Here is a 14,738-nt window from a genome sequence, read left to right as displayed (position 1 = left end):
AAGTCAAGAAGTCCACTGTAGTCAGGAACGACGACAGTCCGCACCTCTCGGTTGCACAAGCAACGGACATCACATGGTTACGAATTGGGCACGGCCACCGCTGCCTGCGGGCGGATCGGGAGGCGGTTGACCGGGCGGCCCGTGGCCGCGCGTACCGCTGAGGCCACTGCGGCGGGTGAGGTGACGACGGGGATCGCGCTCGCGGCCTTGGCGCCGAAGGGGGCCACCACGTCGCGTTCTTCGACGAGTTTCACGATGCGAATGTCCGGGGCATCCAGGGATGTCGGGAGTGCGTAGCCCGTGAAGTCGGGGTGACGGACCAGACCGCGGGCCGTGCGGAGGTTCTCCGTGAGGGCGGCGCCGACGCCCTGGGTGACGCCGGCCTCGATGCGGGCGGCGAGCTGGGCGGGGTTGAGGATGCGGCCGACGTCCTGGGCGACGGCCATCTCCACCACGCGTACCGCGCCGAGTTCGATGTCCACGTCCACCACCGCGCGGATCGCGCAGAACGCGAGGCCGACGAACGCGTCGCCCTGGCCGGATTCGTCGAGGGGCTCGGTGGGGTGGGGGCGGCACTGGGCGGTGGCCCAGAGCTCCTTGCCGTCCATCGCCTCCGTGACCGTCGTCGACAGGACCCCGTCGTACGAGGTGATCTTGCCGTCGGTGATCTGGAGCAGCTCCGTCGACATGCCGAACTTGTGGGCCAGCGGCTGGAGCAGTTGCGTGCGGACCATCTTCGCCGCGCGCTCCACCGCCCCGCCCGACACCCAGGTGTGGCGGCCGTGCGCCGCCGGGCCCGCCGGGGGCTGGTCCGTGTCGACCGGGGCCACGTGGACCTCGTCGATGCCGAGCGTCTCCTGGACGATCTGGCGGGCGAGGGTCGCGAAGCCGGAACCCGTGTCCACGGCCGAGCAGATGACCGTCGCCACCCCGTCCATGACCCGGACGGTCGCCGTCGAGACCTCGTCGGTGCCCTCCGCGCCCAGCATGTGCACCATGCCCAGCGCGTACCCCACGCCCCGTCGCACCGCGCCGGGTTCACCCGCGCCCTCCGGGCCTCCGGGGAGCAGCCAGTCGCCCTCCGGGGTGTCCTTCGGGAGCTGCGGCAGGGGGAAGTCCCGTACCGCTGCCAGGAGTTCCGCCACCGGGGCCGGGCACGTCACCGTCTGGCCCGTCGGCAGGATGTCGCCCGTCGCCATGACGTTCCGCATGCGCAGCTCCGCCGGGTCCACGCCCAGCTTCGCCGCCAGCTTGTCCATCTGCGCCTCGTACGCCGCGCACACCTGCATCGCGCCCTCGCCCCGCACATGGCCGGACGGGGGGTTGTTCGTACGGACCGCCCAGCCCTCCACGAAGGCGTGCGGCACCACGTACGGGCCGCAGGCGAAGGCCACCGCCGCCGCGAGCGACTCCGACGACGAGTCCGCGTACGCGCCCGCGTCCAGCAGGATCTGCGCCTCCACCTTCACCAGGCGGCCCTCCGCGTCCGCGTGGTGGCGGTAGCGCAGCAGGGTGGGGTGGCGGTGGGCGTGGCCGAGGAAGGACTCCTCGCGCGTGGCCGTCAGCTTGACCGGGCAGCCGGTACGGAGGGCGAGCAGGCCCAGCGGGATCTGGAAGCCCGGGTCCTCGCGGTCGCCGGTGGCGCCGGGGACTCCCGTGACGACCAGTTTGACCTGCTCCGGCGGCAGCCCGAAGCAGGCGGCGGCCAGGTCGCGGTCGGTGTGCGGGTCGGTGGAGGCCGTGTACAGCTCGACGCCTCCGTCGGGGCGGGGAACGGCGAGGCCCGCCTCGGCGCCGATCGGCGCCGGGTCCTGCCGGCCGATCCGGTACAGGCCCTCGACCACCACCTCGCCCGTCACCTCCGGGTCCCCGAAGCGGAGCGGGATGTGCCGGATCAGGTTTCCGTCGGGGTGCAGCGCCTCGGCCTCGAAGGCCTTCTCCGGGTCCGTCACCGGGTCGAGCAGCTCGTACTCGACCGCGATCGCCGCCGCCGCCAGGCGCGCCGTGTCCGGGTGGTCGGCGGCGACGGCCGCGAGGGCCTCGCCGTGGTGCCGGACCAGCTCGGCGGCGAAGACGGGCCGGTCGGCGACCCTGCGGCCGTACGTCGCCGCGCCCGGCACGTCGGCGGCCGTCACCACGGCCCGTACGCCCGGCATCGCCGTCGCCGCCGTGGTGTCGATCGACACGATCCGGGCGTGCGGGTGCGGCGAGCGCAGGATCGCGGCCCAGAGCAGCCCCTCGGCCCACAGGTCGGAGGCGTACGGGAAGGTGCCCTCGGCCTTCGCCCGCGCATCGGTCTGCGGGAGCGAGGCGCCGATTCCGCGCGTGGCCCCCTCCTGGTCGGGGGTGTCCAGAGCCGCGGTGGTCGCGTCGCTGCTCACGCCATGCCTCCGTCGTGCGGGTGGGGAATCTGGTGCGGGACACGGACCTCGTCGGCCGCTTCGGGCGCGGTGGCCGCGGCGACGGCCTCGCGCTCGGCGACGACGTCCCGGACGGCTTCGAGCACACCGCGGTAGCCGGAGCAGCGGCAGAGGTTGCCGGCGAGGGCCTGGCGGGTCTCCAGCTCCGTGGGGGCGTGGTTGCCCTCCAGGAGGTCATGCACGGTCATGCACATGCCGGGGATGCAGAAGCCGCACTGGACCGTGCCGCACCTGGCCATCGCCCGCTGCACGTCCGAGGGCTCGCCGTCGACCGCGAGGCCCTCGACCGTCCGCACCTCGCTCCCGGCGGCGGTCGCCGCGGGCACCAGGCAGGAGGCCACGAGCCGGCCGTCGACCTGGACGTTGCACGCGCCGCACTCGCCCTGCGAGCAGCCGTCCTTGGCCCCCGCGAGGCCGAGGCGCTCGCGCAGCACGTAGAGCAGCGACTCCCCGATCCAGGAGCCGGTGACGGGCCGGTCGGTGCCGTTGACCCGCAGGGTGTACGAGGTGTGCGGGTGCTCGTCGCTGTCCGTGGACACGTCGAGCGCGCCGGTCGGGAGCGGGGCCGCGGAGGCCTCCTCGGACGGAGCCTGTTCCGGTACGACCTCGGCCGCGGGCTCCGGAGCGGGCGCCGCTTCCGGCTCTGCTTCCGGCTCCGGTTCCTGCTCCGGTTCCGGTGCAACGTTCCCCACGACGTCCGATACGGCCTCCGGAACCGCCACCGGCTCCTCCGGGAGCGCCCAGGGCGCCGGTGCGCCGCCCGGCAGCGTCGCCGGGGCCTCGGCGTACGGGGCGGAGGCCACCGGGGCCTCCGGCTCCGCGGGGATCTGCCACTGCCCCGTGGCCCCCGCCTCCTCGAAACGCCACTCGGCCGTCGCGTGCGGGTCCGGCTCGATGTGCTCGGCCACCTCGACGACCGCGTTCTCCACGTACGCCGGCGGCTGGAAGTGCTCCACCCCCTGGAACGAGGCGTTCTGCTCCCGGTACTCGCCGCCTTCGAATCCCTCGAAGTACTGCGTCTGCTGCGCCTCCGTCGGGACGTGCACCGACCAGGTGCCCGTCGCCGCCGGGTCCGCCGCCGCGGGCGGGGCGAGCGGCTGGAGCGGGGTGATCATCGGCGGTACGTAGCCGTGGCCCGGCGCCTCCAGGGGCACGCCGTCCAGCATGAAGTCGGGCGGCAGCTGCACGAAGGCGGTCGCGTCGCCGTCGTACCCCTCGCTCTGCGGGATCGGCTCCCAGCCGCCCGTCTGACCCTTGTGCGCGTCGCTCATGCCAGTGCCCTCCCCAGTGCCCGTCGGGCGAGAGCGGCGACGGTGCGCCGCAGGTGCAGTACGGCCGGCGGCAACTGTTCGTCGCCCGGCGGGTCCGGGATGCAGGCGGCGGCGACGTACTCGCCGAACGCCGCGAGCGCCTCCGGGGCGAGCTCCCGGTCGTTGTCCCAGTCCACCAGCGAGGCGATCCAGCGCTCGGCCTCCAGGGGGCGCAGCGGCATGGGCGCGACGGCGCCGACGGCGCAGCGCACGCCGCGCCGGGCCGGGTCGAGGACGACGGCGACGGAGGCGGTGGCGCGGGCCGGGCCGGTGCGGCCGGTGGCCTTGAGGAACACCTGGGGGGCGTGGAGCAGCGGGACGCGGACGAAGCCGACGAGCTCGCCGGGGGCGAGCAGGTCGCGGCCCGCGAGGAGGTGGGAGACGGGGATCTCGCGGCTGCCGAGCGGGCCGAGGACGACGAGGTCGGCCTCCAGGGCGGCGAGGACGGGCAGCGAGTCGCCCGTGGGGGCGGCGGTGACGATGTTGCCGCCGAGGGTGCCGGCGTTGCGGATCTGGGGCGGCCCGGCCGCGCGGGAGGCGGCGGCGAGGGCCGGGATGAGGGCCGCGAAGTCGGGGCGGCCCATCCGGGCGTGGGTGAGGCCCGCGCCGAGGAGGGCGTGGCCGTCCTGGTACTGCCAGCCGCGGATCTCGTTGATGCGGCTCAGGCCGACGAGTCCGGCGGGGCGGAGCTGGCCTTTGTTGACGGCTGCCATGAGGTCGGTGCCACCGGCCACGGGAACGGCGGCCGGCATGGCCGTGAGCGCCGCCACGGCCTCGTCGAGCGAGGCGGGCAGCGTCACGGACTGCGCCGCCCGTGAAGCCGTCTGTGGTGCGTGCGTGGTCAACCCGCTGCCCCTTCCCGGTGTCCCCGGTGGTCCCCGACTGTGCCCGGCCGTCGCGCCTGCGAGCGGCGGTACGACGCGCCTGCGTGTGGGCGTACCGTACGTGCTCACAGGCCGGACGTGGCAACTCTGGCACATCTTCCGAGGAGTCAAGCGCGAGGGTCCGCGAAGGACTGTTCCGTCCCGGACGCCCGGGCTGTGGCGGTGGGTTCCGATTCGCCGCTCTTGGGTGACGGGGTGCTTCGGGTCCCTCACACGTTCGGGGGTGTGCCCTCCAGGGGCCGCCCGAGGACCCCGGGGCGCTGCTGCCAGGGGTGGGGTCCGGCGGGCGGGCGGTAGTCGACGCCGAGGGCGTCCAGGCGCCGGTAGTGGGTGCGCATGCGGCGCTCGAAGCCGGCGTGGTCGCGCGCCTCCGGCGCGGGCAGGGCGGACCAGGCGACCTCGGCGAAGGCGGCGAGGCGCGGGAAGACCTGGTAGTCGACGCGGGAGCGGTTCTCCATGACCTCGGTCCAGACGTTGGCCTGGGTTCCCAGGATGTGGGCGGCGGCCTCCGGCGCGAGGCCGGGCGGGACGGGCTCGAAGCGGTAGACGTCGGCGAGGGTGCGGACGTATCCGATGGGCACGGGCTCGTCGTCGCCCGGTGCCTGGCGGTGGTCGAGGTAGACGTGCTGTTCGGGGCACATGACGACGTCGTGGCCGGCCCGGGCGGCGGCGATCCCGCCCGCGTATCCCCGCCAGGACGACACGGCCGCTCCGTCGGCGAGGCCGCCCTCCAGGATCTCGTCCCAGCCGATGAGGCGGCGGCCCCGGTCGGCGAGCCAGCGGTCGAAGTGGCGGATGAACCAGGACTGCAGTCCGTCCTCGTCGCCCACGCCCAGTTCCTGGATGCGGGCCTGGGCGGCCGGGGAGGCCTTCCACTGGTCCTTGGGGCACTCGTCGCCGCCGATGTGGACGAAGGTCGACGGGAAGAGGCCGAGGACCTCTTCGAGGACGCCCTCGTAGAAGCGCAGGACGGCCTCGGTGGGGGCCAGGACGTTGGGGTTGACCCCCCAGGTGTCCCAGACGGTGAGGGCCGTGGTGTCGACGACGTCGGTGTTGCCGAGTTCTGGGTACGCGGCGATGGCGGCCTGCGCGTGGCCGGGGAGGTCGATCTCGGGGACGACGGTGATGTGCCGCTCGGCGGCGTACGCGACGATCTCGCGGATGTCGTCCTGGGTGTAGAAGCCGCCGTGCGGGGTCTCCGTCCAGAGCGGCGAGGCCCGGTGTCCCCACTTGGTGCGGGCCCGCCAGGCGCCGACCTCGGTGAGCCTCGGGTAGCGCTCGATCTCGATGCGCCAGCCCTGGTCGTCGGTGAGGTGGAGGTGGAGGACGTTCAGCTTGTGGGCGGCGAGCAGGTCGAGGTACCGCAGGACGTCGTCCTTGGGCAGGAAGTGCCGGGAGACGTCGAGGAGGAGGCCGCGCCAGCCGAATCGGGGGGCGTCCTCGATCGTCTGCGCGATCACGCCCGCGACCGGCTTCTCCTTCAGGGGCGCCGCGCGGAAGGCGTCGGGGCCGAGGAGCTGCCGCAGGGTCTGGGCGCCCCAGAAGACGCCCGCGGGGCCGCCGCCGATGATCTCGACGACCTGGTTGAACAGGACGTGGAGCCGGTACGCCTCGGGGGCGAGGGTGTCGTCGATGCGCAGCCGGATGCTGTTGGTGGCGTTCTCGTCGGCCGTGTCCCGCAGCGGGAGCCCGAGGGCCGCGCCGAGCGTGGCGCGCAGCCAGCGTTCGGTGGTCTCGGTGCCGGGGGCGGCGCTGAGGGTGGTCCGCCGGTCGAGGAGGAAGCCGCAGCGGTACGGCCCTTCGATCCGTACGGGCGCCGGGATCAGGTCCATGGGGTGGGGAGGGGTCATCGCGTCAGTCCTTCACCGCCCCGCCGAGTCCGGAGACCAGGCGGCGCTGTACGAGTACGAAGAAGACGAGCACCGGGACGGTCATCACGGTCGACCCGGCCATGATCCCTCCCCAGTCGTTCTCGTCGGGCTTGAAGAAGACGAGCAGCGCCATCGGGAGGGTCGACTGCGAGGTGTCGCTGATGAGGAACGACTTCGCGAAGAGGAAGTCGTTCCAGGTCGAGATGAACGAGAAGACGCTGGTCGCGACGAGGCCGGGGAGGACCAGCGGGAAGAGGATCTGCCACAGGAACCGGCTGCGGCTCGCGCCGTCGACCCGGGCCTGCTCCTCCAGCGCCTCCGGGACCGCCTTCACGAAGCCGCGCAGCATCCAGATCGCGAACGGCAGGGAGAACGCCAGGTGCGGCAGGACCAGCGAGCCGAGGGTGTTGAGCAGGCCGGCGTCCCGCATGAGGAAGAACAGCGGGATGGCCAGGGCCTCGACCGGCACCATCTGGGCGATCAGGAACATGACGAGCAGCGTCGTGCGGAACCGGAAGCGGAACCGGGTGACGGCCGTCGCCGCGAGGAAGGCGATCAGCGCGGAGGCGAGGACGACCGTGCCGGCGACGATCAGCGAGTTGACGAAGTACCGGCCGAAGTCCTGCTGCTCGAAGACGCGCCGGAAGGAGTCGAGGGACGGGGAGAGCGTCCACGGCCGCGGCCGCGTGGACTGGATCTCGCCGGCCGGCTTGAGGGCGGAGAGGAGCATCCAGTACAGCGGGAAGGCGACGGCGGCCGCGACGAGCAGGGTGACGGCCTCGGCGGCGAGGCGTCCGGGCCGTGCGGGGCGCACGGGGCGCCGTATCCGGAAGGTACGGGACGGGGTCACAGCTCTTCCCCCTGACGTCGCAGCAGCCGCAGGTACACGAGCGTCACGGCCAGCAGGATCAGCAGCATGACGACGCCGATCGCCGAGCCCAGGCCGTACTGGGAGGAGGCGAAGGCCTTCTGGTAGGCGTACACGTTGAGGACGAGGTTCTGGCCGGCGATGCCGCCGCCGTTCGTCATCACGTAGATCTGGGTGAAGAGCTTGAAGTCCCAGATGATCGACTGGATCGTGACGACGACGAGGACGGGCCGGAGCACCGGGGCCGTGACCGAGCGCCAGATCCGCCACTGCGAGGCGCCGTCGAGGGCGGCGGCCTCCAGGAGCTCGGACGGGATGGCCCTGATGCCGGCGTAGACCGTCACCATCACGAACGGGAACGAGCACCAGACGACTTCGAGGAGCACGAGCGCGAAGGCGCTGTAGCGCCCGTACGTCCAGGAGAAGTCGCCGAGGCCGAGCAGTCGGTTGACGGGGCCGAAGTCGGGGTCGAAGAGGAAGACCCAGACGGTGGAGCCGGTGACGGCGGGGGTCGCCCAGGCGCCGAGTGCGGCCAGCATCAGGAGGAGCCGGGGCAGGGCACGCACGCGCGTGAGGAGGACGGCGAGGGAGCAGCCGACGGCGAGGGTGGTGACGACGCAGGCGGCGGCGAAGAGGACGGTGGCGAGGAGGACCTGCCGGAACTGGGGGTCGGCGAAGAGCGCCGTGTAGTTGCCGAGGCCCTGGAAGGAGGTGGGTTCGCCGCCGCCGACCTGGGCCTGGGTGTACTCCAGGAAGGAGATCAGGCCCAGCTGGTAGACGGGGTAGACGAGGAGTCCGCCGAGGACGGCGAGGGCGGGCAGCAGGTAGAGCCAGGGGGTCCAGGGGCTGGTGCGCCGGGGGGTGCGGGGGGTCCGGGCGGGCGTCCTCACCGGTTCGGCGGCCCGGACGAGCTGGGTCGTCATGGGGTTCAGCCCGCGGCCGCGAACGCCGCGTCCATCTTCTTCGCGGCGTCGCCGGAGGCCGTGGCGACGTCCTTGCGGCCGCTGACGACCTCCTGGAACATCGTGGGCAGCACGAGGGAGGCGTCGATCTGTCCCCAGCCGGGGGACGCCGGGACGAACCTGGTGCCGGCGCCGAGGGTGTCGATGAAGGGCTTCACGAAGGGCCGGCGCCGGGCCGCGTCCGCGCGGACGTCGGTGTACGTGGGCAGGAAGCCCATCGCGTCGAACAGCCTGCCCTGGGTCTCCTTGCCGGTCAGCGACTTGAGGAGGTCGACGGCGAGGGTGCGGTGCGAGGTGCTCCTGAGGACGCCGATGTTGTTGCCGCCGGCGAAGGCGGGGGCGATGGAGCCGGGGGTCGTGCCGGGGAGCGGGACGACGGCGTACTTGCCCTTCACGGTGCCGGATTCGACGGCGGCGTGGCTGAAGTCGCCGCCGATGGCCATGCCGGCCTTGCCGGAGGCGAAGGCGGTGACGGTGGCGTTGCCGCCCATCTGGGCGCACTTGGCGGCGGGGCAGTTGTCGTCGCCGAAGAGCGAGGTGTACGTGCTGATGCCCGCGCGGGCGGCCTCGCTGTCGACGGCGGCCCTGTACGTGTCGCCGTGCGCGGTGGCGAGTTCGCCGCCGGCGGCCCAGACGAAGGGCAGGGCGCCGTAGGTGTAGGCGCCGCCGACGGCGATGCCGTAGAGCTCGGGCTTCGCCTTGCGGATCTTCCGGGCCGTGGAGACGAGTTCGGCCTGGCTCTTGGGGGCGGTGAGGCCGAGTTCGCGGAAGACGTCGGTGCGGTAGTAGAGGGCGCGGACGCCGACGAAGAGCGGGGCGCCGTAGACCTTGCCGCCGACGGTGACGGACTGCCGGGCGGTGGGGTCGGTGTCCTTCGCCTCGTCCCAGGCGGCGAACTCGGCGCTGATGTCGGCGAGTCCGCCGTCCTTCACGTATCCGGCGGTGTCGGTGTTGCCGTACTCGATGAGGTCGGGTGCGGAGGCGGGGTCGTTGAAGGCGGCCTTGACGCGCTGGGCGCGGGTCTCGACGGGGATGTACTCGACCTCGGCCTTCGCGCCCGGGTGGCTCTTCTCGAAGGCGGCGACGGCCTGCCGGACGACCTGCTCCTTGGGCTTGTTGCCCACCTCCTGGAAGAGCCAGACGCGCAGGGTCCCGCTCTTGTCGTCGGCCGTGGCGGTGCCCCCGGAGGTCTGGGGCGCGCAGGCGGTGGCGGTGAGGGCGGCGAGCAGGAGTGCGGCGGCTGGAGAGACGAGGCGGGCGGGCGGCTTCATGACGGACTTCACGGCAGGTCCCCTCCGAATGCGTGCGTTGCAACATGTGCAATGAGCGTTTCGTGCTGCACAACACGCGTGAGGTTAGGCGCGGCTCCGGCGGGCCGACAAGAGGTCTCGACCACATCGGCCGCATCGACCTGCCCCGAGGGCCGCACCGCCACAACGCGAAACGGCCCCCGTCGTGCGTACCGAAGTACGCACGACGGGGGCCGCCCCCGGCGTCAGGACCCGCTTACTTGTCCTTGCCGCCCTTGTCCTTGTCGCCACCGCCGGCGCCCATGGAGTCGTAGATCTCCTTGCACATCGGACAGACCGGGTACTTCTTGGGGTCGCGCCCCGGCACCCAGACCTTTCCGCACAGCGCCACGACGGGCGTGCCGTCGAGGGCGCTCGCCATGATCTTGTCCTTCTGGACGTAATGGGCGTAGCGCTCGTGGTCGCCGTCACCGTGGGACACCTGCGGCGTCGGCTCGACGAGGGTTCCCGTACCTGCCCCGCGCTCGGGCTCGAGAGTGCTCATAACCGCCAAGGGTACTGAAAGCCCGGGGCGTCAGTTGAGGGACGGGTCGTCGGGGTACGTGGCGATCATCGCCAGCTCGCCGCGCTGCCGTCGCAGCACCTGCCGCCAGAGCGTCTCGGGGTGCGGCGAGGAGACGTCGCCGGGCTCCGACTCGACCACGTACCAGGCGCCGTCGCCGAGCTCGGACTCCAACTGGCCGGGTCCCCAGCCCGCGTACCCCGCGAAGATCCGCAGCGAGCCGAGGGCCGGTCCGAGCAGCTCGGGCGGGGCCTCCAGGTCGACCAGACCGATCGCGCCGTACACCCGCCGCCAGCCGAGCGGGCCCTCGTCGCCGGGGATCACGGCGACGCCGAGGGCCGCGTCGAGCGAGACGGGACCGCCCTGGAAGACGACGCCGGGCTCGCCGGCGAGGGCGGCCCAGGGGGCGAGGATGTCGCCGACGGTCACCGGCGTGGGCCGGTTGAGGACGACGCCGAGGGAGCCCTCGTCGTCGTGGTCGAGCAGCAGGACGACCGCGCGGTCGAAGTTCGGATCCGCCAGCGCGGGGGTGGCCACGAGCAGCCGTCCTGTGAGCGAGGACACCTCGGTCATGCGACACATGATCCCGCATCTTCGGCGTTCGCGGAGGGTTGTCGGGCGCAAAGGCGGGAAGGCGGAGCCCACCGCAGCTCAGGAGGGACGGGACGGCGGCGGCGGGCCACCCCGCGCAGACAAGCGGACGGTGACGCTCCGCACGTTCACGGAAGCAGAGGGTGTTGTGCCGAATTCATTACATCTGACAGGCCCCCCGAGGCACCCGAAGGGGGTCTCATGGACCCTTACCCTTTTCTCTGGCCACCCGTCGGACCCCACTTTCGGAACGCGAGATACATGACCGGCACAGACGATGTCCTGCTTGTCCACGGCGGAACCCCGCTCGAGGGCGAGATCCGCGTTCGCGGCGCGAAGAACCTCGTGCCCAAGGCGATGGTCGCCGCCCTGCTCGGCAGCGGCCCCAGCCGCCTGCGCAACGTTCCAGACATCCGTGACGTCCGCGTGGTCCGCGGGCTGCTCCAGCTGCACGGGGTGACGGTCCGCCCGGGCGAGGAGCCCGGCGAGCTCGTCCTCGACCCGACGCACGTCGAGTCCGCGAACGTCGCTGACATCGATGCCCACGCCGGCTCGTCGCGCATCCCGATCCTCTTCTGCGGCCCGCTGCTGCACCGCCTCGGCCACGCGTTCATCCCGGGCCTGGGCGGCTGCGACATCGGCGGCCGGCCCATCGACTTCCACTTCGACGTGCTGCGCCAGTTCGGCGCCACCATCGAGAAGCGGGCGGACGGGCAGTACCTGGAGGCCCCGCAGCGCCTTCGCGGTTGCAAGATCCGCCTCCCGTACCCCTCGGTCGGCTCGACCGAGCAGGTGCTGCTCACGGCGGTCCTCGCGGAGGGCGTCACCGAGCTGTCGAACGCGGCCGTGGAGCCCGAGATCGAGGACCTGATCTGCGTCCTGCAGAAGATGGGCGCGATCATCTCCATGGACACCGACCGGACCATCCGGATCACCGGTGTCGACCGCCTCGACGGCTACACCCACCGGGCGCTCCCGGACCGCCTGGAGGCGGCCTCCTGGGCGTCGGCGGCGCTGGCGACCGAGGGCAACATCTACGTGCGCGGCGCCCAGCAGCGCTCGATGATGACCTTCCTCAACACGTACCGGAAGGTCGGCGGCGCCTTCGAGATCGACGACGAGGGCATCCGCTTCTGGCACCCGGGCGGCTCGCTCAACGCGATCCACCTGGAGACGGACGTGCACCCCGGCTTCCAGACGGACTGGCAGCAGCCGCTCGTCGTGGCCCTGACGCAGGCCTCCGGCCTCTCCATCATCCACGAGACGGTGTACGAGTCCCGGCTCGGCTTCACGTCCGCGCTGAACCAGATGGGCGCGCACATCCAGCTGTACCGCGAGTGCCTGGGCGGCTCCGACTGCCGCTTCGGCCAGCGGAACTTCCTGCACTCCGCGGTCGTGTCGGGCCCGACGAAGCTCCAGGGCGCCGACCTGGTCATCCCCGACCTGCGCGGCGGCTTCTCGTACCTGATCGCGGCGCTCGCGGCCCAGGGCACCTCCCGGGTCCACGGCATCGACCTGATCAACCGCGGCTACGAGAACTTCATGGAGAAGCTCGTGGAACTGGGCGCGAAGGTCGAACTGCCGGGCAGCGCGCTGGTCTGACGTGCCGCACGGGGCCCCGCCGGGGCCCCGTAAGGCGTCAAGGGCCCGCAAGGGCCCGTACGGGCTCATACGAAAGGGCGGCCACCCCCTGACAGGGTGGCCGCCCTTTCGTCGCCTCTAGGCCGCCTTACTTGCCCTTGGCGGCTTCCTTGAGCTTCGAGCCCGCGGAGACCTTCACGCTGTAGCCGGCCGGGATGTCGATCGGGTCGCCGGTCTGCGGGTTACGAGCGGTGCGAGCGGCACGGTGGGTGCGCTCGAAGGTCAGGAAGCCGGGGATGGTGACCTTCTCGTCGCCCTTGGCGACGACCTCACCGACGGTCTCGGCGAGAGCGGCCAGCACGGCGTCGGCGTCCTTGCGGGTCACCTCGGCGCGGTCGGCCAGAGCGGCCACCAGCTCACTGCGGTTCATGTTGTTACTCCCGTGTTCTTCTTGCCTGTGAGGCGTGCCACGCGGCGGAATCCGCGTGATTGGGTACAGCGAAGCCGATGCTGCCAGGGCCCTCGGACAGTCCCCGGACCCGGGTCAAATGACAGACCCGCGCGCCCAAACACGCATCCTGCCCCCACCAGCGGCGGGAACGCCAATCCGGCACCCCCTCGGGTCACACGAAAAGCGCCAGAGCCCCGTGGTGGTGACGTTCGGTCGACACCGCGGAGACAGCGCGGAGCCGAAACGCCACCCTAAAGGCGGGTTTACGGCTCCGCGAGCCACGACGCGCCGTCAGCGCCCGCCGGGCGCCACGCCCGCGCCCGCGGCCTTCGCCGCGTTCCGGACGGCTCCGGCGACCGCGCCGGCGACCTTGTCGTTGAAGACCGACGGGATGATGTAGTTCGGGTTCAGCTCGTCCTCGGTGACCACATCGGCGAGGGCGGAGGCCGCCGCGAGCATCATCTCGGTGTTGACCGTACGGGACTGGGCGTCGAGCAGACCGCGGAACACGCCCGGGAAGACCAGCACGTTGTTGATCTGGTTCGGGAAGTCCGAGCGGCCGGTGGCGACGACGGCGGCCGTCTGCCGGGCGGCGGCCGGGTCGACCTCCGGGTCGGGGTTCGCGAGCGCGAACACGATGGCGCCCTCGGCCATGGCGGCCACGTCCTCCGCGCCCAGCAGGTTCGGGGCGGAGACGCCGATGAACACGTCCGCGCCGACGACGGCCTGCTTGAGGGTGCCGGTGACGCCCTCGGGGTTGGTGTTGTCGGCGATCCAGCGCAGCGGAGTGCCGGGCGCGGCGTCCACGAGGTCCTCGCGGCCCGCGTGCACGACGCCGTGGATGTCGGCGACGACGGCGTGCTTCACGCCCGCCGCGATCAGCAGCTTGAGGATGGCCGTACCGGCGGCGCCGGCACCGGACATGACGACCCGTACGTCGCCGATGCCCTTGCCGACCACGCGCAGCGCGTTGGTGAGGGCGGCGAGGACGACGATGGCGGTGCCGTGCTGGTCGTCGTGGAAGACCGGGATGTCGAGGGCCTCGCGCAGCCGGGCCTCGATCTCGAAGCAGCGGGGGGCGGAGATGTCCTCCAGGTTGATGCCCGCGAAGCCGGGGGCGATCGCCTTGACGATCGCGACGATCTCGTCGGTGTCCTGGGTGTCGAGGCAGATCGGCCAGGCATCGATGTCGGCGAAGCGCTTGAACAGGGCCGCCTTGCCCTCCATGACCGGCATGGCGGCCATCGGGCCGATGTTGCCGAGGCCGAGGACGGCGGAGCCGTCGGTGACGACCGCGACGGTGTTGCGCTTGATGGTGAGGCGGCGCGCGTCCTCGGGGTTCTCGGCGATCGCCATGCACACGCGGGCGACGCCCGGGGTGTAGATCATCGAGAGGTCGTCACGGTTGCGGATGGGGTGCTTCGACGCCATCTCGATCTTGCCGCCGAGGTGCATGAGGAACGTGCGGTCGGAGACCTTGCCGAGCACGACGCCCTCGATGGTGCGCAGCTGCGCGACGATCTCGTCGGCGTGCGCGGTCGAGGTGGCCGCGATGGTGACGTCGATGCGGAGCTTCTCGTGGCCGGAGGCGGTCACGTCGAGGCCGGTGACGGACCCGCCGTGGGACTCCACCGCCGTGGTGAGCTGGGAGACCGCGGTTCCGCTCGCGGGAACCTCCAGCCGGACCGTCATCGAGTACGAGACGCTGGGCGCCGTTGCCATGGCCGAGTTCCTCTGCTTTCCCTGAGCTTCGTTGCTACGCCGCCCCGGCTGGTTGCCTGGCGGCGCCCTCCGATGGTCGCACCTACCTGCCGGTAGCAGGTAATACGGTCATTTTGTTTTCGGAAAGTAGTTTCCACCATACGAGAAGTTGCCGGGAAACAGAAGAGGCCCCCGTCACCCGGAGGTGACAGGGGCCTCAACTTCGTACGTACGTCCAAGTGGCACCGACCCGCCATGCTCGCCTCGCGGCAAGTGGTCCCTCTGAG

Annotated in this window: 12 protein-coding genes; 1 reads left to right on the top strand and 11 read right to left on the bottom strand. The window is 72.0% G+C overall.

The window, feature by feature from the left end:
- Positions 1 to 77: 77 nt before the first annotated feature.
- The 9 genes from GGE06_RS00285 to GGE06_RS00245 all read right to left on the bottom strand — a co-directional run bounded on the left by GGE06_RS00285 (position 78) and on the right by GGE06_RS00245 (position 10,700).
- On the bottom strand, positions 78 to 2,381 hold the full coding sequence (locus GGE06_RS00285; protein WP_116160733.1) for a xanthine dehydrogenase family protein molybdopterin-binding subunit: 2,304 nt from the start codon (positions 2,379 to 2,381) through the stop codon (positions 78 to 80).
- Positions 2,378 to 3,691, bottom strand: coding sequence for a (2Fe-2S)-binding protein (locus GGE06_RS00280; RefSeq protein WP_184929777.1), 1,314 nt, complete (start codon positions 3,689 to 3,691; stop codon positions 2,378 to 2,380). The genes GGE06_RS00285 and GGE06_RS00280 overlap by 4 nt, the downstream gene beginning before the upstream one ends.
- Positions 3,688 to 4,575, bottom strand: coding sequence for an FAD binding domain-containing protein (locus tag GGE06_RS00275; protein WP_116160731.1), 888 nt, complete (start codon positions 4,573 to 4,575; stop codon positions 3,688 to 3,690). Before GGE06_RS00275 ends, GGE06_RS00280 begins: the two co-directional genes overlap by 4 nt.
- A 248-nt stretch (positions 4,576 to 4,823) precedes the next feature.
- Complete coding sequence (locus GGE06_RS00270) at positions 4,824 to 6,464, bottom strand: beta-N-acetylhexosaminidase (protein ID WP_116160730.1); 1,641 nt, start codon at positions 6,462 to 6,464, stop codon at positions 4,824 to 4,826.
- 4 nt (positions 6,465 to 6,468) lie between these two features.
- On the bottom strand, positions 6,469 to 7,335 hold the full coding sequence (locus GGE06_RS00265) for a carbohydrate ABC transporter permease (protein WP_312882984.1): 867 nt from the start codon (positions 7,333 to 7,335) through the stop codon (positions 6,469 to 6,471).
- The gene (locus tag GGE06_RS00260) at positions 7,332 to 8,276 is read right to left on the bottom strand and encodes a carbohydrate ABC transporter permease (protein ID WP_184929776.1); all 945 of its coding nucleotides are present in this window, start codon (positions 8,274 to 8,276) and stop codon (positions 7,332 to 7,334) included. The genes GGE06_RS00265 and GGE06_RS00260 overlap by 4 nt, the downstream gene beginning before the upstream one ends.
- A 5-nt stretch (positions 8,277 to 8,281) precedes the next feature.
- A complete protein-coding gene (locus tag GGE06_RS00255; protein ID WP_116165510.1) occupies positions 8,282 to 9,586 on the bottom strand; it encodes an extracellular solute-binding protein in 1,305 nt (434 codons plus the stop codon).
- Between the two features lie 235 nt (positions 9,587 to 9,821).
- Positions 9,822 to 10,109, bottom strand: coding sequence for a DUF3039 domain-containing protein (locus tag GGE06_RS00250; RefSeq protein ID WP_015033918.1), 288 nt, complete (start codon positions 10,107 to 10,109; stop codon positions 9,822 to 9,824).
- Between the two features lie 30 nt (positions 10,110 to 10,139).
- The gene (locus GGE06_RS00245; RefSeq protein WP_116160728.1) at positions 10,140 to 10,700 is read right to left on the bottom strand and encodes a YqgE/AlgH family protein; all 561 of its coding nucleotides are present in this window, start codon (positions 10,698 to 10,700) and stop codon (positions 10,140 to 10,142) included.
- Positions 10,701 to 10,979: 279 nt separating this feature from the next.
- Here GGE06_RS00245 and murA point away from each other — a divergent pair, with 279 nt between their 5' ends.
- A complete protein-coding gene (gene murA / locus GGE06_RS00240; protein ID WP_116160727.1) occupies positions 10,980 to 12,320 on the top strand; it encodes a UDP-N-acetylglucosamine 1-carboxyvinyltransferase in 1,341 nt (446 codons plus the stop codon).
- A 127-nt stretch (positions 12,321 to 12,447) separates the two neighbouring features.
- Here the strand turns inward: murA and GGE06_RS00235 are convergent, their stop codons facing one another.
- Entirely contained in the window at positions 12,448 to 12,729 is a 282-nt protein-coding gene (locus tag GGE06_RS00235; RefSeq protein ID WP_015033921.1) for an HU family DNA-binding protein, read from the bottom strand.
- Between the two features lie 312 nt (positions 12,730 to 13,041).
- Positions 13,042 to 14,472, bottom strand: a complete 1,431-nt coding sequence (locus GGE06_RS00230; protein ID WP_116160726.1) for an NAD-dependent malic enzyme — start codon at positions 14,470 to 14,472, stop codon at positions 13,042 to 13,044.
- Positions 14,473 to 14,738: the final 266 nt, after the last annotated feature.

This window comes from Streptomyces nymphaeiformis (assembly GCF_014203895.1).
Classification (GTDB): Bacteria; Actinomycetota; Actinomycetes; order Streptomycetales; family Streptomycetaceae; genus Streptomyces; species Streptomyces nymphaeiformis.
This window is presented reverse-complemented; position numbering and strand designations above follow the sequence as displayed.

Bases quoted from the DNA above. Each gene is read 5' to 3' on its own strand.
- GGE06_RS00270 (WP_116160730.1), bottom strand. From the start codon at position 6,464: ATGACCCCTCCCCACCCCATGGACCTGATCCCGGCGCCCGTACGGATC.
- murA (WP_116160727.1), top strand. From the start codon at position 10,980: ATGACCGGCACAGACGATGTCCTGCTTGTCCACGGCGGAACCCCGCTC.
- GGE06_RS00250 (WP_015033918.1), bottom strand. From the start codon at position 10,109: ATGAGCACTCTCGAGCCCGAGCGCGGGGCAGGTACGGGAACCCTCGTC.
- GGE06_RS00280 (WP_184929777.1), bottom strand. From the start codon at position 3,691: ATGAGCGACGCGCACAAGGGTCAGACGGGCGGCTGGGAGCCGATCCCG.
- GGE06_RS00255 (WP_116165510.1), bottom strand. From the start codon at position 9,586: ATGAAGCCGCCCGCCCGCCTCGTCTCTCCAGCCGCCGCACTCCTGCTC.
- GGE06_RS00260 (WP_184929776.1), bottom strand. From the start codon at position 8,276: ATGACGACCCAGCTCGTCCGGGCCGCCGAACCGGTGAGGACGCCCGCC.
- GGE06_RS00235 (WP_015033921.1), bottom strand. From the start codon at position 12,729: ATGAACCGCAGTGAGCTGGTGGCCGCTCTGGCCGACCGCGCCGAGGTG.
- GGE06_RS00230 (WP_116160726.1), bottom strand. From the start codon at position 14,472: ATGGCAACGGCGCCCAGCGTCTCGTACTCGATGACGGTCCGGCTGGAG.
- GGE06_RS00245 (WP_116160728.1), bottom strand. From the start codon at position 10,700: ATGACCGAGGTGTCCTCGCTCACAGGACGGCTGCTCGTGGCCACCCCC.